Genomic DNA, 19,240 nt, shown 5'->3' with positions numbered 1-19,240 from the left:
GACCCGCGGCGGGCGCTTTCGTGCTTTTCTTGTCAGCGGAGGGTTCCCCGCAGGATGCTCCGCCCGGAGTGCGCGGCATTGCCGTCGTGCGGCTCGACCGAGATGTCGATGATGTTGTACCTCGACAGATCCAGCGACGCCGGCACCGTCAGCTCGGAGTCCTTGCCGAGCACCCCGAGCGCCTCCGTGCGCACGGTGGGCTCGTCCCGATCCAGCAGCCAGGCCTCGTAGTCGGCATCGTCCCGCACGGGCATCCCCTCGGCGTGCACGACGAGCCGCCGCTCTCCGTCGACCACGCGCAGGCACGCGTACCCGCCGGCCCCCGCGGGCGCCCCCGGGAGCGCCTGGAGCGTGACGCGCGCGTCCTGCGCCCTGCAGCCCGCCGCGGTCTCGCCGCGCCGAATCCACAGCGCCGTTCCGCCGGCCGCGAGCAGCCCCCCGACGGCGGCAGCCGCGGCCGCGACCGCGACGGTGACCCGCCACCGAGGCCCCTTGTCCCGCGTCCGCGCGCTGGTTCCGCCCGGCTCCCGCACCTTCTCTTGGTCTGGAGCCGTCGGGGGATCGGGCCGGGCGGGCGGCGGGTCGGTGTGCAGGCTCACGGCCGGCGGCGGCTGGTCCCGCCCGGACGCGGCGAGCTCCGCGCGGATGCGCTGCCACACGTGCTCCGGCGGCGGCGGGAGCGCCCGCAGCCGCGAGGCCTGCCGCCCCAGCCCGGCGACGTTGCGCAGCGAGTCCATCTCCGCGCGGCACTGCTCGCAGGCGTTGAGGTGCCCGGTCTCGTGCTGCTCGAGGGCCTCTTCACCGAGCGCCAGGAGTACCAGCCGTTCGGGCTCCAGATGCGGCACCGTCCACCTCCCATCGGCTGCGCAGCCGGGCCATCCCGCGCCGCAGGTGGCTCTTCACGGTGCCGAGGGGCAGGCCGGTGAGCGCGGCGATCTGAGGATGGGTCAGGTCGTCGTAGAACGCCAACTCGAGCACGCGCCGCTGCTCGCCCGGGAGCCGGGCCATCTCGTCGGCCAGCACGAGGCGATCGACGATGCGCTCCGGCGGCGCGTCCCCGCCCCCGTCGCGCTCGGGCACGGTCAGCCGCCGGATCGCCTCGCCGATACGCCCGTCCCGCGCGGACGCGCGAATCTGGTCGACCACCTTCCGCCGCGCGATGCCGAGCAGCCACCCGAGCATGGACCCGCGCCCGGGATCGAACCCCTCGCGCCCGAGCCACGCCGCGACGAACACCGCCTGCGTGACGTCCTCGGCGTCGGTGACACTGCCGACGCCGCGCACCGCGAGGTGATACACCGCCGGGCCGAACTGCTCGTACGCCGCCCGCAAAGCCCGCTCGTCCCCGGCCCGGAACAGTTCCACGAACCCGTCGTCGAAGGGCACCGGCTGGTCCCGCACCCGGAATGCCGCGCCTCGCTTGTCGGGCGCGTCCGGCTCGCGGACGCCGCTGTTCGACACGTCGCGTTCGCCGAGCCCGCTGCCGGTCACATCGCGCTCGCCGTCGTGCTGCTCTTCGGGCCTGGTGAGGCCGCCGTCGCGTGCGTCGGGCATGTTGCCTCCGGCGGCCCTGGCCTCCTGTGAGCTGCCGTTGTGGCGGCCGTGCACGGCCGCGTTCCCTCGGCCGGTTGACGGCTCGTCGGCGCGCGGGGGCGGGACGGGGCCTTCGTCGCGTGGGGCGGGTTCGTCCGGGGCGCGGGACGGCTCCACGGGGCCGTCGTCGGCGCGCCTGGGCGGGACGGGGCCTTCGTCGTGTGAGGTGGGTTCGTCCGGGGCGCGGGACGGCTCCGTGAAGCCGTCGTCGCCGCGCGGGCGCCGGGCACTCACCGGGGCCCGCCCGGATGCCACGGTCGCCACCATCGCACGGGCACGTCCTGAAGCTAGCGCAGTCACGGGGGAGTTCCTGACCGAGCATTCGGCGCGCGGGGGCGCCGCGGATGCGGCGAGCGGCGAAAATCTCTTCAGAAGATTTTCCCGCACCGCCTCCATCACGCTTCGTGAGCGGATCGCCGCGTTCCGGTGGTCGGATCGGGGTCGCGACCAGCATTGCTCCGGATCGATGGGTCGGCCGCGTCCGCGCGGGGCCGGGTGTGCCCGTTACAGTCGGTGCCCTCACCGGGGCGCCCGGCCGCCGCCGGCGCGCGGGAGCGTCGCGATCGCTGCCCACCGGAGGCGAGGTAAGGGGTGCCCGGCCGTTAGGCTTGGCCTCGATGCCGTACCTCGACCATGCCGCCACCACGCCGATGCTCCCGGAGGCGCTCGACGCCTACGTCGCCACCGCGCGCGAAGTCGGCAACGCCTCGTCGTTGCACGCCCCCGGCCGCCACGCCCGCCGCCGGGTCGAGGAGTCGCGGGAGCGGATCGCCGCCTCGCTGGTGGCCCGGCCGTCGGAGGTGATTTTCACCGGCGGCGGCACCGAGAGCGACAACCTCGCGGTCAAGGGCATCTTCTGGGCCCGCCGCGCCGCCGACGCGGGCCGCACGCGTGTGGTCGCGAGCTCCGTCGAGCACCACGCCGTGCTCGACTCCGTCGCCTGGCTCGAGGCCCACGAGGGCGCCGCGGTCACCTGGCTGCCGGTCGACGCGTCCGGGCGCGTCCACCCCGAGGCGCTGGAGGAGGTCCTCGCCGGCGGCGACGTCGCGGTCGTCACGTCCATGTGGGCCAACAACGAGGTCGGCACCGTCCAGCCCGTCACCGAGCTGGCCGCGCTGGCCGCCCGCGCGGGCGTGCCCTTCCACACCGACGCGGTGCAGGCCGTCGGCCAGGTGCCCGTCGACTTCGCCGCCAGCGGCGCGGCCGCGCTCACCGTCAGCGGCCACAAGCTCGGCGGCCCCATCGGCGCGGGCGCGCTGCTGCTCGGCCGCGAGATCGACTGCACGCCGCTGGCGCACGGCGGCGGCCAGGAGCGCGACGTGCGCTCCGGCACCCTCGACGTGCCCGCCATCGTCGCGTTCGCGGTCGCCCTGGAGCTGTCGGTCAAGACCCAGCGCGAGACGGCCGAGCGGATCGGACGCCTTCGTGACGTCCTCGTGGAGCGGGTCTGCGCGGCCGTACCGGAGGCCATCCTCAATGGCGACCCGTCCGACCGCCTGCCCGGCAACGCGCACTTCTCCTTCCCCGGCTGCGAGGGCGACGCGCTGCTGCTGCTCCTGGACGCCCAGGACATCGCCTGCTCGACCGGTTCGGCCTGCTCGGCCGGCGTTGCGCAGCCCTCACATGTGCTCCTGGCCATGGGCGCCGACGACGCGCGGGCGCGCTCCTCGCTGCGCTTCACCCTGGGCCACACGTCGACCATGGCGGACGTGGACGCCCTGGTCGCCGCGCTGCCCGCGGCCGTCGAGCGGGCCCACCGGGCGGCGACGAAGAGCCGCTGACGCTTCGCTCGCGCGGACGCGTCGGGCGGCCGTCGAAGGCGCTGCCCAACGACGTTCGACCCACGCTCCCGCGTCCCAGCGCTCCCGCGCGCAAGTGGACGCGGGTAGTCGGTGGTCGTGCCCGACGCGCGCCCGCTCTACGCAACAGCGCACTCGCTCCGCGCGCCCGCGCAAGTGGACGCGGGGCAGTCGGTGGTCGTGCCTGACGCGCGCCCGCTCCGCGCACCCGCGCACTCGCTCCGCGCACCCGCGCACCCGCGCACCCGCGCACCCGCGCACCCGCGCACCCGCGCACCCGCGCACCCGCGCACCCGCGCACCCGCGCGCACTCGCTCCGCGCGCCCGCGCGTCCGCGTGCAAGTGGACGCGGGCAGTCGGTGGTCGTGACCGACGCGGACGCGCTCGCTCACCCGGCCTCTTCGTGGCGGCGACGGCCGGCGCTGCCGTGCTTCGCGCCCGCGCCCGGCGGCGGCGGCGCTGACGGTCGTGGCCGAGGACGCCGGCGACTGACGCGCGGTCGCGTGCGGCGTCGCCAAGCGTGCTGGTGGGCGGCCCGCGCGGCGCCGCAGGGCAATGGTCGCGCGCGGGGGCGCAGCGGTATCGATCAAGGCGCGGCGGCAGAGTCGCGAATCCGGGCCCGGGCGCGGACGTGGCACGATTCCGGCGACCGGGCCACGCATCGCCGCTGAACAGCCGGAACGGCCTCATCCGAACGGCTCCGAGGAGGGTGAGACGCCGGTGAGGAGCGCCGTACGAGGTCAGTCGTCGGGGTGAATCCGATTGGGTGATTCGGCACCGACGCCGGCAAATATTGCCAGCTAGCGGGGCAGCGGATTTGGTTACGGCCTTTCTTTGGCGTTTTTCCTCCGCCTTAAGTGGGCCGCTCACCCTATGTTTGCGCCGTGTCTGTCGAAACCCCTTCCATGGATGAAGCAACCGACATCATCGCCAAGGGCGATCTTTCTTCGCCAGTATTCGTCGATGCGTCGGGCCGCCGGGGAAAGCGGATCCGAATTGTTTTCGGGTTGCTCGGAGCGGCAACGCTCGTCTATGGGGCCCTGGTTGCCGCGAGCCTGGCCGGAGGCCCGCTCAAGCCGCAGCAGCTGGTGCCGTTCCCGGATCTGGTGAACAACCTGCCGGTGCTCGACGAGGGGCAGCCCGTGGCGCAGCCCGGCGCCAAGAACACGCCGACGGTCAAGAAGTCCCCGCTCAGCACGGCGAAGAAGATCAACCCGACCGGTCAGCCGGCCCAGGGCGGGCCGCTTCCGGTGCCGTCGGGCACCGTGCCCGGGGGGCCCGGCCCGGGTACGACCACGACGACGCCCCCGCCCGCGGAGGCGACGGACGCCCCGCCGACGACGCAGCCGAGCAGCGGGCCGACGACGCAGCCCACGCCCACGCCGACGAAGACCAAGGAGCCGACGACCGACCCGACGACGGCTCAGCCGACGCCGCGCACGAGCGAGGCCGGCACGGCGCTCCCGGGCGAGATCCCGACGATCGGCGCGACGCCGACGCGCTCGGCGGGCACGGTGCCCGTGGGTGAGACGTCGGCCGGGCTCCCGGGCGCGACGCCACTCGCGTCGAGCGTCAGCGGCGAGGGCTCGACCGGTACCATCGCGGCACCCAGCACCACCGCGAGCCTGGGCCCGGCGTGAGTCGCAGGAGGAAGGCCGCGAAGGGCGCGCGGAAGCGGTTCTCGTACACCCGCCTCGCCTTCGGCGTCGTCCTGCTGAGCATGCTCGTGGGCGTGCTGTTCGTCGAGGCGTACGTCAACGCCGAGTTCGCGGCCGACCACAGCGAGAGCGCCGGCAGCCAGTCGACGGTGCCGCAGGAGGTCGTCGACGGCGGCCCGATCATCGACACCCGCAACAACCAGGTGCGCTCGTACGCGATGCCGGACAAGACCATCGCGCTCACGTTCGACGACGGGCCCGACCCGAAGTGGACGCCGGAGATCATGGAGGTGCTGCACAAGCACGAGGTCAACGCGACGTTCTTCGTCGTGGGCACGCAGGTGACCCGGCACGCCGAGCTCGTCACCGAACTCGCGCGCGGGGGCGACGAGATCGGCATCCACAGCTTCACGCACCCGCGCCTGGACCAGCTCTCGCAGTGGCAGCGCGAGCTGGAGTACTCCCAGACCCAGCTCGCCGTCGTCAAGGCCACCGGGCAGAAGTCCGCGCTCCTGCGCCTGCCGTACTCCTCCAGCGCCGACGCCATCGACGACGCGAACTGGCCGCTCATCAAGGACGCCGGGCGCCTCGGCTACCTGTCGATCATGACGAGTACCGACAGCCGCGACTGGAGCCGACCGGGCGTCGACGCGATCGTGCGCGGCGCGACGCCGGAGGGCGACAAGGGCTCGATCGTGCTCATGCACGACGCCGGCGGCGACCGCCAGCAGACCGTCGAGGCTCTCGACCGCTTCATCCCGATGATGCAGCAGCGCGGGTACACCTTCACCACCGTCTCTGGGGCTTTGACCAAGGCCCTCGCCGGGCAGAGCGTCGCGCTCGAGGCCCCCGCGACCCCCTCCGATCAGCGCCGCGCCCTCGCGCTCGTCACCGCCGTCTCGGTGGCCGACTGGATCATGGAACTGCTGCGCATCCTGTTCCTGATCGTTGGCATCCTCACGATCGGGCGCACCGTCGCGCTGTTCCTGCTCGCCGGCCGCCACGCGCGGAAGCGGCGCGCGAAGACGTGGCAGTGGGGCCCGCCGGTCGACGAGCCCGTGTCGGTCATCGTGCCCGCCTACAACGAGAAGGAGGGCATCGAGGCCGCGGTGCGCTCCCTCGCGGGCGGTGACCATCCCGGCGGCATCGAGGTCGTGGTAGTCGACGACGGCTCGACCGACAACACCTCCGAGCTCGTCCAGGCGTTGGGGCTGCCCAACGTGCGCGTCGTGCGCATCCCCAACGGCGGCAAGCCGAACGCGCTCAACGTCGGCGTCGCCCTGGCCAAGCACGACATCATCGTCATGGTCGACGGCGACACCGTTTTCGAGCCGGATTCGGTACGGCACCTCGTCCAGCCGTTCGCCGACCCGTCCGTCGGCGCGGTCGCGGGCAACGTGAAGGTCGGCAACCGCGAGTCCATCGTCGCGCGGTGGCAGCACATCGAGTACGTCATCGGCTTCAACCTCGACCGCCGGCTGTACGACCTCCTGCAGGTCATGCCCACCATCCCCGGCGCCATCGGGGCGTTCCGCCGCCAGGCCCTGCGCGACATCGGCGGCATCAGCCACGACACGCTCGCCGAGGACACCGACGCCACCATGGCGCTGTGCCGCACGGGCTGGCGGGTCGTCTACGAGGAGCGCGCCCGCGCGTGGACCGAGGCCCCGAGCACTCTGCGGCAGTTGTGGCTGCAGCGGTACCGCTGGAGCTACGGCACGATGCAGGCGATGTGGAAGCACCGGCGGTCCATCGTGGACCAGGGCCCGTCCGGCCGCTTCGGTCGCGTGGGACTGCCGTTCATCGCGTTCTTCGGCATCGCCCTGCCGCTGCTCGCCCCGCTGATCGACATCCTGCTCGTCTACGGCCTGTTCTTCTCCAGCTGGCAGATCACCACGATCGCGTGGGTCGCCATGTTCCTGATGCAGCTGCTCACCGCGATCGTGGCGTTCCGCCTCGACAAGGAGAAGCTGAGGCCGCTCTGGGTGCTGCCGTTGCAACAGTTCGTGTACCGCCAGCTGATGTACATCGTCCTCATCCAGTCCATGGGCACGGCGCTGACCGGCGCCCGGCTGCGGTGGCACAAGCTGCACCGCGCGGGCTCGGCGGGCGCGAGCGCCCCGATCCCGGCCCAGCCCTCGACACCCGCCGCGTCCGCCGTGCCCGCCGCATCTGCCGGCCCGGCCGCGTCCGCGGCGCTCGCGCACGAGACGCCGGCCGCGTCCGAGCCCGCCGCGTCCGCGCACGCGTCGGCGGCGCCCGGCCACAGGACGTCCGCCGCGTCCGCGCATGCGTCTGCCGCGTCCGGTCGCGGGATGTCCGTCGCGTCCGCGCGTGAATCGGCCGCGCATGTGTCCGCCGAGTTCGAGTACGAGCCGCCCGTCACGTCCGAGCGCGGGACGTCCGTACACGCGTCGACCGGCTCCATTTACAGGACGTCCGCGCGCGGGTTGTCGGCCGCGGCTCAGGACGGCGCTCCGGTGGTCGGCGACGGCTTCGCCTCGGTGAGCCGCGACGTGACCGCCTCCGCGCGCGGCGACGGCGACGCGTTCGGCTCCGACCGCGACCGCGACCGGTCCGGGTCGTGGAGCGACGGCGGCGGGTTCGGGTCCGGACGCCGGCACCATGACGCGTCCGCGCGAAGCGATCGTGACGGGTACGGGGCATGGGGCCGCGACGGCCGTGAATCCGCGTACGGCGGCGATGGGGCCGGGTCCTGGCGGCATGACGATGACGCGTCCGCGCGGGGGGACGGCTTCGGAGCGGTGAGCTCGGGATCGGGCGCCTCCGCGCGCTGGGGCGGGGGGCCGGCCGGGAGCGGTGGGTCCGGCGCTTCCGCGCGGGAACGGGTGCCGGGGGACGGCGAGGGCTCGCAGAGTCGCGGGGTTGCTCAGGTGCCGCAGGCCTCTGCGCCCGGGCACCGGGTTTCTGAGCACACGGCCGTGTTGTACGCGTCGTCGTACTCCTCGGTGGTGCGGTCGCGGGCGGCCGAGCTCGACGGGGAAGAGGACTGAGCGCTTCGGTCGCATTCGGCCTGGGCCGGGCGGGGATTGCCGCCGGCCGGGGTCCAGAGGACTGAGTGCCGCAGTTGCGTTCGGCTTCGGGCGGGCGGGAATTGCCGCCCGGCCCGGGGCCGAGGGGACTGGGTGCTGTGGTTGCGTTCGGCTTCGGGTGGGGGGATTGCCGCCCAGCCGGGGTCAAAGGGGAGGAGGACTGAGTGATGCGGTCGCATTCGGCCGTGGTCGCGCGGGGATTACCGCCCGCTGCGGTCGAAGGGGAGGTGGACTGAGTGCCGCGCATCTCGTTGCGCCGGGGGCTCGGCGTCGCGGCGTTCATCGTCGCCTCGCTCGGGTTGGCCTCGCTCGCGGTGCGGGCGCCCGAAGGCGGGGATGTCGGGGGCGCCGAGCAGACCGCGGCGCACGCGTCGCCGATCGGTTCGCAGACGCCCGGAGCCGCCGGGACGGTGCCGAGTAGTCCCGACGGGCGGCGCTCCGTGCGCGTCGGGCCCATGCAGAAGGTCGCCGGGGATCTGTCGGACCCGCAGAAGAAGGACATCGCCATGCGGCTGGTGTCCAGTGCGGAGAACTCGACGCTCGACTGGACGGCGCAGTACGGCTACATCGAGGACATTCACGACGGCCGGGGGTACACGGGCGGGATCGTCGGGTTCTGCAGCGGTACCGGGGACATGCGCGCCGTCGTCCAGCGGTACACGGAAGCCGTGCCGGGGAACCGGCTCGCGAAGTATCTGCCGGCGCTCAAGCGGCTCAATGGCAGCGCCGCGCACACCGGGCTCGATCCGACGTTCACCGCGGACTGGAAGGCGGCCGCGGCCGATCCCGCGTTCCGGGCCGCTCAGGACGCCGAGCGGGACCGCATGTACTTCAATCCGGCCCTCAGCCAGGCCAAGCAGGACGGGCTGCGGGTGCTGGGGCAGTTCATCTACTACGACGCGATCGTGATGCACGGTGCCAACGGGCTCGCGAAGCTGCGGCGGTCGGCGGCGGCCAAGGCGGCTCCTCCGGCGCGCGGGGGCGACGAGGCGGCGTACCTCGAGGCCTTCCTCAACGCCCGGGTGGGGCTGATGGAGGCCGAGGAGGCGCACGACGACGAGAGCCGGGTCGAGGACGCGCAGCGCGTGTTCCTGGCGGCGCGCAACTTCGATCTCGATCCGCCGCTGCGGTGGCGGGTGTACGGGGACTCGTACGAGATCTCGGTCTGATCGCCGATCACGCCCACGCGCCGCGGCCGCGCGTGGGCGTCCGGGTGGTTGGGATGCGCACGCGAAGCCCACGCGCCGCGGCCGCGCGTGGGCGTCCGGCTTCCGCCGGGGTGGCGGGCGCAGGGACGCGTGCGAGAAGCCCGCGCGTAAGCGTTCGGCGTTCGCGGCGGGGAGGCGGACGGTGCGGGGTTTGTCCTTGCCCCGCGGACCTGGCTGGGCGGTCCTCTCCGGCCGAAGGCCCTCAGGACCGCCCATTTGTCTGGCGGGAGCAACGGTCAGTTACTGACGCGGACCCGAGTCATGGAAAAAACCGCCCCGGAAAATACGCCTCCGCGCGCCGGTAGGCTGGGGGTGTGAGAGTGCTAGCGGCGATGTCCGGCGGGGTCGACTCGGCCGTTGCGGCTGCTCGGGCGGTTGCGGCCGGGCATGACGTGACGGGCGTGCACCTCGCGCTGGCGCGCAACCCGCAGACCTATCGCACGGGCGCGCGCGGGTGTTGCACGCTCGAGGACTCGCGGGACGCCCGGCGGGCCGCGGATGTGATCGGGATCCCGTTCTACGTGTGGGACATGGCCGAGCAGTTCCACGAGGACGTGGTGGACGACTTTGTCGCGGAGTACGCGGCCGGGCGGACGCCGAACCCGTGCCTGCGGTGCAACGAGAAGATCAAGTTCGCGGCGGTGCTCGATCGCGCGGTCGCGCTCGGGTTCGATGCCGTCGTCACCGGGCACCACGCGCGGCTCGGGGGCGACGGGCTGCTGCGGCGCAGCGTCGACCTGGCCAAGGACCAGTCCTACGTGCTCGCCGTCCTCACGCGCGCGCAGCTGGACCGGGCGATGTTCCCGCTCGGCGACTCGACCAAGGCCGAGGTGCGCGCGGAGGCGGCCGCGCGCGGGCTCGCCGTCGCCGACAAGCCCGACAGCCACGACATCTGCTTCATCGCCGACGGCGACACCAAGCGCTTCCTCGCGGAGCGGCTCGGGCAGGCGCCCGGCGACATCGTCGACGCCACCAGCGGAGCCGTCATCGGGCGGCACGAGGGTGCCTACGCCTACACGGTCGGCCAGCGCCGCGGGCTCGACCTGCGTGTCTCCGCGCCGGACCGTCAGCCGCGCTACGTGCTGTCGATCACGCCCGTGACGAACACGGTGACCGTCGGGCCCGCGTCCGCGCTCGACGTGTCGACGGTGGTCGCGGAGCGGCCGGTGTGGACGGTGCCGTCCGGCGGCGAGGTCGCGTGCGAGGTGCAGATGCGCGCGCACGGCGAGACGCTGCCCGCGACCGTGCGGCTCGAGGAGGGCCGCCTCGTCGCCGCGCTCGGGCGCCCCGCGCGCGGGATCGCGACCGGGCAGGCCATCGTCTGCTACGAGTCCTCGCCCGGGGGCGACATCGTGCTCGGGTCGGCCACCATCTCGCACACCTCGTGACCACGGAGCGGTAGTGACCTCTTTCCCCTGGCCGGTCGGGGCGGCGACCGGCATCGGCTCCATGCCCGGCACCGACGTCGCCGAGGCGCAGCGCATCGTGCTCGGCGAGCTGCCCGACCTGCCGCACCTGCCGGAGCTACCCGCGCGGGGGCCCGGGGCGGACATGATCGGGCGCGGGGGCGCGTTCCTGACCGAGCTGCCGATCGAGCTGTACGCCGCGCGGTGGCGCGTCGCGTCGCGGCCCGGCCACGATCTGCGCGTCGCGCGCGACCTGCTCGAACGCGACCTGGACCAGATGACGGAGCAGGCGGGCGAGTTCGCCGGGACGTTCAAGGTGCAGGTGCCCGGGCCGTGGACGCTCGCCGCGTCGCTCGGCCTGCCGATCGGCGGGCAGGTGCTGCGCGACCCCGGCGCCGCGCGCGACCTCGCGGGGTCGCTCGCCGAGGGCGTGCGCCTGCACGTCGCTGAGGTCAAGGCCCGGCTCCCGCGCGCGAGCGTGCTGCTGCAGCTCGACGAGCCGTCGCTGCCCGCGGTGCTGGGCGGGCGCGTGCCGACCGAGAGCGGGTTCGGGACGCTGCGGTCCGTGGACCCGTCGGTCGCGCGGTCGGCGCTGTCGGCGGTCATCGCCGCGGCCGGGGTTCCGGTCGTCGTGCATTGCTGCGCGGCGTCGGTACCGCTCTCGCTCCTGCGCGAGGCTGGCGCCGTCGGGGTGGCCCTCGACCTGTCGCTGCTGCGCGACCTCGACCCGCTGGGCGAGCAGCTGGACACCGGGATGGGCCTGTTCGCCGGCGTGTCCGGGCGCACGGCCGCCGCGCAGGCCGACCAGGTGCGCGACCTGTGGCGCAAGCTCGGCTTCCCGCCGAAGTCCCTGCCCGCGCAGGTGGTCGTGACGCCGCCGTGCGGACTGCCGGGCGAGCCCCGGATCACCGCCGCGCTCACCGCGGTCCGCGAGGCCGGTCGGCGTCTGACGGCTGACCTGGACTGACGCCGTTTTGTCGTACCCGCGGGGTAAGTTCTCAGCCATGACCGACGCTGAGTCCGAACCGACCGTCGAGGCGCGTGAGCGGCACGCGGAACTGGCCCGTGAGCTGGACGAGCATCAGTACCGCTACTACGTGCTGCAGTCGCCCGCGGTGGACGACTCGGTCTACGACGGGCTCATGCGCGAGCTGGAGGCGATCGAGCAGCAGTATCCGGCGCTGGTCACGCCGGATTCGCCCAGCCAGCGGGTCGGTGGCACGTTCTCGACCGAGTTCGCCTCCGTCGACCACCGCGAGCGCATGCTCAGCCTCGACAACGCGCTCAACGAGCCGGCGCTGGACGCCTGGGCGGAGCGGGTCGAGCGGGATGCGGGGAGCCAGCCGCGATACCTGTGCGAACTCAAGATCGACGGGCTGGCGCTGAACCTGACCTACGAGCACGGGCGGCTCACCCGGGCCGCGACCCGCGGCGACGGGCGCACCGGCGAGGACATCACGTTCAACGCCCGCACGATCCGCGAGATCCCCGAGCAGCTGGCCGGCGACGACGTGCCCGAGCTGCTCGAGGTGCGCGGCGAGGTGTTCTTCACGCTGGAGGGCTTCCAGGAGGTCAACGCGGCCCAGGTGGCGGCGGGGGAGCGGCCGTTCGCCAACCCGCGCAACGCGGCCAGCGGCAGCCTGCGCCAGAAGGACCCGCACATCACGGCGAGCCGGCCGATGCGGATGCTGGTGCACGGGTTCGGCGCGCGGGAGGGGTTCAACCCGGCCAGCCAGTCCGAGGCCTATGAGCTGATGCGCGCGTGGGGGCTGCCGACCTCGGCCCGATACCGGGTGTGCGAGGACATGGCGGGGGTGCGGGCGTATATCGCGGAGTACGGGGAGCGGCGGCACAAGCTCGAGCACGAGATCGACGGCGTGGTCGTGAAGATCGACCAGATGTCGATCCAGCGCCGGCTCGGCTCGACGAGCAAGGCGCCGCGGTGGGCGATCGCGTTCAAATATCCGCCCGAGGAGGCGATGACCAAGCTCGTCGACATCCAGGTCAACGTCGGGCGGACCGGGCGCGTCACGCCGTTCGCGGTGATGGAGCCGGTCTTCGTCGGCGGCGTCACGGTGCGGCAGGCGACCCTGCACAACGCGCAGGAGGTCGTGCGCAAGGGGGTGCTGATCGGCGATACGGTCGTCATCCGCCGCGCTGGTGAGGTGATCCCCGAGGTGCTCGGCCCGGTCGTGGACCGCCGCGACGGCTCCGAGCACGCGTTCGTGATGCCGGTGGAGTGCCCGTCGTGCGGGACGACCCTCGCCCCGGGCAAGGAGGGCGACGTGGACATCCGCTGCCCCAACGCCCAGCACTGCCCGGCCCAGCTGCGCGAGCGGCTCTTCGGGCTGGCCGCCCGCGGCGCCCTCGACATCGAGGCGCTCGGCTGGGAGGCGGCCGCGGCGCTGCTGGAGTCGGTGATCCCCAACGAGAGCGAGCTCTTCGACGTCGACGCCGAGCGCCTCGCCAAGTCCCCGTTCTTCGTCAACATGAACGGCGCCCTCGGCACCAACGCGCACAACCTGCTGGCCAACCTCGAGGAGGTCAAGCAGCGCCCGCTCTGGCGGGTGCTCGTCGCGCTGTCCATCCGCCACGTCGGGCCGACCGCCGCCCAGGCCCTGGCCCGCTCGCTCGGGTCGATGGACGCGATCGCCAACGCGACCACCGAGGAGCTCGTCGCCGTCGAGGGGGTCGGGCCGACGATCGCCCGCGCCGTGCACGAGTGGTTCGCGGTCGACTGGCACCGCGCGTGGGTCGAGCGCTGGGCCGCGGCCGGGGTACGCATGGAGGAAGAGCGTGTCGACACCGGCCCGCGCCCGCTCGAGGGCGTGACGGTCGTGGTGACGGGGTCGCTGGAGCGGTACTCGCGCGACCAGGCCACCGAGGCGGTGACCTCGCGCGGCGGCAAGGTCTCGGGCTCCGTGTCGAAGAAGACGCACTTCGTGGTCGTGGGGGAGTCGCCGGGCTCGAAGGCGGAGAAGGCGGCGTCGCTGAAGGTGCCGATCCTGGACGAGGCGGGGTTCGACGTCCTGCTCACCGAGGGGCCGGACGCCGCGCGGGCGGCGGCTCAGCCGGTGGACGAGGAGGCGGCGGCGGACGCCGAGGCCGCCGCGAAGGCGGAGGCTGCGGCGGCCGAGTAGGGCGCGGCGGCTGGGTTCGGCGCTTGGGTTCGACGTTGGCCGGCTCCGGCTCAGGCGGGCGCCGTGCGCGGGGAAGGGCCGGGCGTTACGGTGGCTCGGCCGGTGGGCGTCGCTGCGGCGGCGGCTGGGTTCGGCGTCGGCCGGCTCAGGTGGGCGCCGTGCGCGGGGAAGGGCCGGGCGCTGCGGCGGCGGCTTCTTACGCCCGGGTCGGCGTGGCGCCCTGGGTTCGGCGTCGGCCGGCTCAGGCCGGGCGCTGCGCACGGTGAGGGCCGGGCGCGCTGCAGGTGGCGCCGCGACGGAGGCGGAGGGCTGTGTTCCCGCGCAGGGGCGGCTCGTGCGCTCAGCGTCGACCGGGCTCCAGCGGGCGTTGAGCAGGGGGACGCCCGCTTCGTGTTGGGTGCGGCCCGTCGGCTAGGCGTGGGGCCTGTCCAGTCGATCATGCCGAGGCGAGACGAGGTCCAGATTCGCGACGCCAAGGCCGGTCCGGCGGGGAGAGGGTGGCGGCGGCTTCTCATGCCCGGGTCGGCGTGGCGCGTGGGTTCGGCGTTGGCCGGCTCAGGCGGGCGCTGCGGCTGAGGCGGAGGGCGGCGGCTTCCTGTGCCCGCGCGGGCGCGGCTTGTCGCGTTCGGCGTCGGCTGGCTCCAGCGGGCGTCGCGCAGGCGATAGGTGCGGCCGAACACGCGCGGGGAGGCTGGGCACTGCGGCTGAGGCGGAGAGCGGTGGCTTCCTGCGCCGTGCACGCGGCTCGTTGCGTTCGGCGTCGGCTGGCCTCCAGAGGGCGTCGCGCGCGGGGAGGGGGCTGGGCGCCGAGGCGGAGGGCGGAGGCTTCCTATGCCGCGCACGCGCGGCTTGTTGCGCTCGGTGCCGGCCGGCTCCAGCAGGCGACGGGTGCGACCGGTCGCGCGCGGACGTTGCGAGTCCGGAGTGGGTCGAAAGAAAGCGTCGGAGCGTAATCACCCCAAGCCGAATCCGTAATGTCCACCCAAGGCGATCGTAGTCAATGTGGAATCGTCACGGAAAGTTTGGCGGCGGTTACTCGGTACGCATATTCAAGCTGATCTGTCTATGTGGGTATCGCCCGGTCGGTTGAATGCGGGTCCCGTTCTGCATCGATTCGGCATCCTTTCCGGAAATTTCCCTCGGGGAGGGTGCAGGCTCGCAAGGCGTCCGAATCGGTACGGCCGGCCTAGCGCGGGAGCGGGGGGAACGGATGGAGCAGAGCGCGCTGCGCAACGTCGCGCCGCCTCGGCATCGTCATCGGTTCTTCGCGTACGTCGCGGTCGTCGTCGCGCTCGCGGCGCTGCTGCTCGTGGGCAGCTTCGCGCACGAGCTGCGGGAGGGGATCCGGCTCGAGACCGCGTTCTGGGTGTTCGCCGCGCTCGCGGTCATCGCCGACACGCCGCCGTTCGTGCAGGGCTTGCGCGACGAGAACATCCAGACCTTCCCGTCGGTGTGCTTCACGTTCGCCATGCTGATCGCGTACGGCTGTGGCCCCGCCGTCGCCGTCCAGCTCGTCGCCGTCCTGGTCGCCGCGGTGTGGCTCAAGCACACGTTCTGGCGGGCCGCGTTCAACGCCGCGCAGTACGTGCTGTCGTTCCTGGCCGCCGGGATGCTGCTGCCCCAGGGCGCGCGCGGCGACGCCCATGACCTGCTGGACGCCGGCGGGATCGGCTGGGTGATCGCCGCGGCCGTGACCTGGTTCGTCGTGAACAATTTGCTCGTCTCCACGGCGCTGTGGCTGCGCTTCGGGGGCCGTTGGTGGGTCGTGTTCTCGCGGGCGGTCCGCCACGACGCGCTGCCGAACGGGGCGCTGCTGCTGTCCGCCCCGGGGCTGGTCGCGGCCGCGCACGTCGACGCGCTGCTGGTACCGCTGGCGCTGTTGTCGCTCTTCGCCGTTCGGCGCATGACGAAGCTGGCGGCCCAGCGGGCGCAGGCCGGGCGCCTCGACCCGCTGACCGGACTGGCGAACCGCAAGGGCCTGGAGCGCGAGGTCGCGGCCCGGCTGCAGGAGCATGCCGAGCGGGCCGAGGGCGGGGCGGCCGAGCGGCGCCTCGCGCTGCTGCTGCTCGACCTCGACGCGTTCAAGCAGGTCAACGACGCGCTCGGGCACCGGGTCGGGGATCGGCTGCTGGTCGAGGTCGGCGAGCGGCTCACCGCGGCCGCGCGCGCGTCCGGGGCCGACAACCTGGTCGGGCGGCTCGGCGGCGACGAGTTCGCGGTCGTGGTGCCGCATCTGCGCGACGTCGCCGACGCGCGCCGGTGCGCCGCGGAGATCATGTCCGCGCTCGGCGAGCCGGTGCTGTTGGACGGGCTGCCGATCGACGTGGGCGCGTCGGTCGGCGTGGCCGTGTACCCGGAGCACGGCGCCGACTTCGCCGAGCTCATGCGGCACGCCGACGTCGCGATGTACGACGCCAAGGGCCGCGGCGACAACCTCGCCGTCTACGCGCCCGAGTCCGACCACAACACCCCGGAGCGGCTCAGCCTGCTCGCGGACCTGCGCAAGGCGCTCGAGTCGGGGCCGGAGGGCGGCATCGAGCTGTACTACCAGCCGCAGGTCGAGCTCGCGACCGGCACGGTCGTCGGCGTCGAGGCCCTGCTGCGCTGGCGCCACCCGCAGCGCGGCCCGATCGACCCGGAGGAGCTGATCCGCGTCGCCGAGCACAGCCCGGTGATGCGGCTGCTGACGCTGCGGGTCATCGACGAGGCGATCGAGCGGCTCGCGGCCTGGCGCGACAGCGCGCCCGCGGCCGAGGGCCTGCGCGTCGCGGTGAACGTCAGCGTGCGCGACCTGCACACCGGCGAGATCGCGGACCGGATCGCGGCGCGGCTGGCCCAGATGTCGGTCGACCCGTCGCGGCTGGAGCTGGAGATCACCGAGAGCGCGCTGATGGCCGACCCGCGCCGGGTGCTGACCACGCTCGCGCGGCTCAAGAAGCTCGGGGTCGCGATCGCGCTGGACGACTTCGGCACCGGGTACTCCTCGATGCTCCACCTGCGCCGCCTGCCGCTGGCCGAGGTCAAGATCGACCGCTCGTTCGTGCTCGGCGTGGCCACCGATCCCGACGACGCCGCGATCGTGCGCTCCATGATCGATCTGGCCAGGGCGCTCGGCCTGCGCGTCGTCGCGGAGGGCGTCGAGGACGAGCGCACCTGGCGGATGCTGGTGGAGGCCGGCTGCGACGTCGCCCAGGGCTGGTACTTCGCCCGTCCGATGCCTCCGGATCGCCTGCTCGACTGGCTGTCCAAGACTGCCGCACGCCCCGTCATCACCACGAAATAGACTCGTCGGGTTGACGCGCGCATGTCACGCTGCGTCCCGAGCCGACGATCTGAAGGAGAAGCGCGCCGATGGCCACGATTTCCCGCGAGGAGGTGGCGCATCTCGCGCGCCTCGCGCGGCTTGCCGTCACCGATGAAGAACTCGAGACCTTCGCCGGGCAGCTCGACGTGATCCTGCAGGCCGTCGCCCAGGTGGGTGAGGTCGCCGCCGTCGACGTGCCGCCGACCTCGCACTCGGTGCCGCTCACGAACGTGTACCGCGACGACGTCGTCGTCCCCGGCCTGGCGCGCGAGGACGCGCTGGCCGGCGCGCCCGACGCCGAGCAGAACCGCTTCCGCGTCCCGCGGATCCTGGACGAGGAGGCCTGAGCCGTGAGTGACCTGACCAAGCTGTCCGCGGCCGAGCTGGGCCGCCGCCTGGACGCCAAGGAGGTCTCGGCCGTCGAGGTCGCGACCGCGCACCTGGACCGCATCGAGGCCGTCGAGGACAAGGTCCACGCGTTCCTCTACGTCGACCGCGAGGGCGCGCTCGAGGCCGCCCGCGCCACCGACGAGCGCCGCGCCCAGGGTGCCGCGCTGGGCCCGCTCGACGGCGTGCCGATCGGCGTCAAGGACGTCATCACCACGCGCGGCGTGCCCACGACCGCGGGCTCGAAGATCCTCGAGGGCTGGCGCCCGCCGTACGACGCGACGATCATGACGCGCCTGCGCGAGGCCGGGCTCGTGATGGTCGGCAAGACCAACATGGACGAGTTCGCGATGGGCTCCTCGACGGAGTACTCCGCCTACGGCCCGACGTACAACCCCTGGGACACCACGCGGATCCCGGGCGGCTCCGGCGGTGGCTCCGCGGCGGCGGTGGCCGCATACGAGGCGCCGCTGGCCATCGGCACCGACACGGGCGGCTCGATCCGCCAGCCGGCCGCCGTCACCGGCACCGTGGGCGCGAAGCCGACCTACGGAGGCACGTCGCGGTACGGACTGATCGCCTTCTCCTCGTCCCTCGACACACCCGGCCCCTGCGCGCGGACCGTCGAGGACGCGGCGCTGCTGCACGCCGTCATCGGCGGCCACGACCCCCGCGACTCGACCTCGATCCCGCAGCCGGTGCCGGACGTCGTGGCGGCGGCGCGCCTGGGCGCGACGGGCGACCTGAGCGGCGTGCGCCTGGGCCTGGTGAAGGAGTTCGCGGGCGAGGGCGCCGAGCCCGGGGTCGCCGCGGCGTACCGCGAGTCGATCGACGCCCTGGTGAAGCTGGGCGCGGAGATCGTCGAGGTGTCGTGCCCGAGCTTCAAGTTCGCGCTGCCGGCCTACTACCTGATCGCGCCGAGCGAGTGCTCGTCCAACCTCGCGCGCTTCGACGGCGTGCGCTACGGCCTGCGCACCGGCGACGACGGCAAGCACTCGCTGGAAGAGGTCATGTCGCTCACGCGCGACGCGGGCTTCGGCCCGGAGGTCAAGCGGCGCATCATCCTCGGCACCTACGCGCTGTCGGCCGGGTACTACGACGCGTACTACGGCCAGGCCCAGAAGGTGCGGACGCTGATCACCCGCGACTTCACCGCCGCGTTCGAGGTCGCCGACGTGCTCGTCGCGCCGACCACGCCGTTCGTGGCGTTCCCGCTGGGCTCGCGCACCTCGGACCCGTACCAGATGTACCTGGCGGACCTCTACACGATCCCGTCGAACCTCTACGGCGGGCCGGCCATCTCGGTGCCGGCCGGCACGAGCGAGGGGCTGCCGGTCGGGCTGCAGATCATGGCCCCGACGATGGCCGACGACCGGATGTACCGAGTGGCGGCCGCGCTGGAGTCAGCGCTGCCGCCACTCATCCCGCCGGCGTTGTGACAGCGGCCGGATCAGCCCCGGCTGCCCTGGCGCCAGGAGAACGGGCCGGGCAGGTCCACGCGGTTCTTCTTGCTGCGCGAGTTCCACGACCAGGGGCCCAGCTTGAAACTCCACGAGGAGAAACCGTCCTGCGTGAAGTGGAAAATGAACGGGCCGATCTTCTTGCTCTTCCGAAACTGCACCGGCATGACGTCGCTCCCTCCAGGTATGCGAGGGATACCCAATGTCGTGCGTTGATACACCAAGGCTGAAA

Annotated in this window: 13 protein-coding genes; 10 read left to right on the top strand and 3 right to left on the bottom strand. The window is 73.3% G+C overall.

Going from position 1 to position 19,240, the window contains the following annotated elements; all coding sequences use genetic code 11:
• Positions 1-32: 32 nt before the first annotated feature.
• Positions 33-845: an anti-sigma factor gene (locus ABT369_RS49815; protein ID WP_350624289.1), complete on the bottom strand. Its 813-nt coding sequence runs from the start codon at positions 843-845 to the stop codon at positions 33-35.
• Positions 799-1,554 carry an RNA polymerase sigma factor gene (locus ABT369_RS49810; protein WP_350624287.1) on the bottom strand — a complete coding sequence of 252 codons (756 nt, stop codon included), beginning with the start codon at positions 1,552-1,554 and terminating at the stop codon, positions 799-801. Before ABT369_RS49810 ends, ABT369_RS49815 begins: the two co-directional genes overlap by 47 nt.
• A 656-nt stretch (positions 1,555-2,210) precedes the next feature.
• Between ABT369_RS49810 and ABT369_RS49805 the strand changes: the two genes are divergently transcribed.
• The 10 genes from ABT369_RS49805 to gatA all read left to right on the top strand — a co-directional run bounded on the left by ABT369_RS49805 (position 2,211) and on the right by gatA (position 18,987).
• Positions 2,211-3,374, top strand: coding sequence for a cysteine desulfurase family protein (locus ABT369_RS49805; protein WP_350624285.1), 1,164 nt, complete (start codon positions 2,211-2,213; stop codon positions 3,372-3,374).
• A gap of 1,025 nt (positions 3,375-4,399) precedes the next feature.
• On the top strand, positions 4,400-5,032 hold the full coding sequence (locus ABT369_RS49800) for a hypothetical protein (RefSeq protein ID WP_350624283.1): 633 nt from the start codon (positions 4,400-4,402) through the stop codon (positions 5,030-5,032).
• On the top strand, positions 5,029-8,064 hold the full coding sequence (locus tag ABT369_RS49795; protein ID WP_350624281.1) for a bifunctional polysaccharide deacetylase/glycosyltransferase family 2 protein: 3,036 nt from the start codon (positions 5,029-5,031) through the stop codon (positions 8,062-8,064). Before ABT369_RS49800 ends, ABT369_RS49795 begins: the two co-directional genes overlap by 4 nt.
• Positions 8,065-8,339: 275 nt before the next feature.
• On the top strand, positions 8,340-9,272 hold the full coding sequence (locus tag ABT369_RS49790; RefSeq protein ID WP_350624279.1) for a chitosanase: 933 nt from the start codon (positions 8,340-8,342) through the stop codon (positions 9,270-9,272).
• Between the two features lie 353 nt (positions 9,273-9,625).
• Positions 9,626-10,699, top strand: a complete 1,074-nt coding sequence (gene mnmA / locus ABT369_RS49785) for a tRNA 2-thiouridine(34) synthase MnmA (RefSeq protein ID WP_350624277.1) — start codon at positions 9,626-9,628, stop codon at positions 10,697-10,699.
• Between the two features lie 61 nt (positions 10,700-10,760).
• Positions 10,761-11,684, top strand: a complete 924-nt coding sequence (locus tag ABT369_RS49780; RefSeq protein WP_350624335.1) for a uroporphyrinogen decarboxylase/cobalamine-independent methonine synthase family protein — start codon at positions 10,761-10,763, stop codon at positions 11,682-11,684.
• Positions 11,685-11,721: 37 nt separating this feature from the next.
• Positions 11,722-13,857: an NAD-dependent DNA ligase LigA gene (ligA, locus tag ABT369_RS49775; RefSeq protein ID WP_350624275.1), complete on the top strand. Its 2,136-nt coding sequence runs from the start codon at positions 11,722-11,724 to the stop codon at positions 13,855-13,857.
• A 1,210-nt stretch (positions 13,858-15,067) separates the two neighbouring features.
• Entirely contained in the window at positions 15,068-17,140 is a 2,073-nt protein-coding gene (locus ABT369_RS49770) for a putative bifunctional diguanylate cyclase/phosphodiesterase (RefSeq protein WP_350624273.1), read from the top strand.
• A gap of 68 nt (positions 17,141-17,208) precedes the next feature.
• Entirely contained in the window at positions 17,209-17,508 is a 300-nt protein-coding gene (gene gatC / locus ABT369_RS49765) for an Asp-tRNA(Asn)/Glu-tRNA(Gln) amidotransferase subunit GatC (protein ID WP_350624271.1), read from the top strand.
• 3 nt (positions 17,509-17,511) lie between these two features.
• Positions 17,512-18,987 (top strand): Asp-tRNA(Asn)/Glu-tRNA(Gln) amidotransferase subunit GatA, encoded by a 1,476-nt coding sequence (gatA, locus tag ABT369_RS49760; RefSeq protein ID WP_350624269.1) that lies wholly within the window; start codon positions 17,512-17,514, stop codon positions 18,985-18,987.
• A gap of 11 nt (positions 18,988-18,998) precedes the next feature.
• Here the strand turns inward: gatA and ABT369_RS49755 are convergent, their stop codons facing one another.
• Positions 18,999-19,175 carry a DUF4236 domain-containing protein gene (locus ABT369_RS49755; RefSeq protein WP_350624267.1) on the bottom strand — a complete coding sequence of 59 codons (177 nt, stop codon included), beginning with the start codon at positions 19,173-19,175 and terminating at the stop codon, positions 18,999-19,001.
• Positions 19,176-19,240: the final 65 nt, after the last annotated feature.

Source organism: Dactylosporangium sp. NPDC000244 (genome assembly GCF_040300725.1).
In the GTDB taxonomy this organism is placed as follows: Bacteria; Actinomycetota; Actinomycetes; order Mycobacteriales; family Micromonosporaceae; genus Dactylosporangium.
This window is presented reverse-complemented; position numbering and strand designations above follow the sequence as displayed.

Excerpts from the sequence above, each read along its gene's own strand:
- ABT369_RS49805 (WP_350624285.1), top strand. The coding sequence starts at position 2,211 with ATGCCGTACCTCGACCATGCCGCCACCACGCCGATGCTCCCGGAGGCG.
- gatC (WP_350624271.1), top strand. The coding sequence starts at position 17,209 with ATGGCCACGATTTCCCGCGAGGAGGTGGCGCATCTCGCGCGCCTCGCG.
- ABT369_RS49810 (WP_350624287.1), bottom strand. The coding sequence starts at position 1,554 with ATGCCCGACGCACGCGACGGCGGCCTCACCAGGCCCGAAGAGCAGCAC.
- ligA (WP_350624275.1), top strand. The coding sequence starts at position 11,722 with ATGACCGACGCTGAGTCCGAACCGACCGTCGAGGCGCGTGAGCGGCAC.
- ABT369_RS49755 (WP_350624267.1), bottom strand. The coding sequence starts at position 19,175 with ATGCCGGTGCAGTTTCGGAAGAGCAAGAAGATCGGCCCGTTCATTTTC.
- ABT369_RS49770 (WP_350624273.1), top strand. The coding sequence starts at position 15,068 with ATGGAGCAGAGCGCGCTGCGCAACGTCGCGCCGCCTCGGCATCGTCAT.
- ABT369_RS49780 (WP_350624335.1), top strand. The coding sequence starts at position 10,761 with ATGCCCGGCACCGACGTCGCCGAGGCGCAGCGCATCGTGCTCGGCGAG.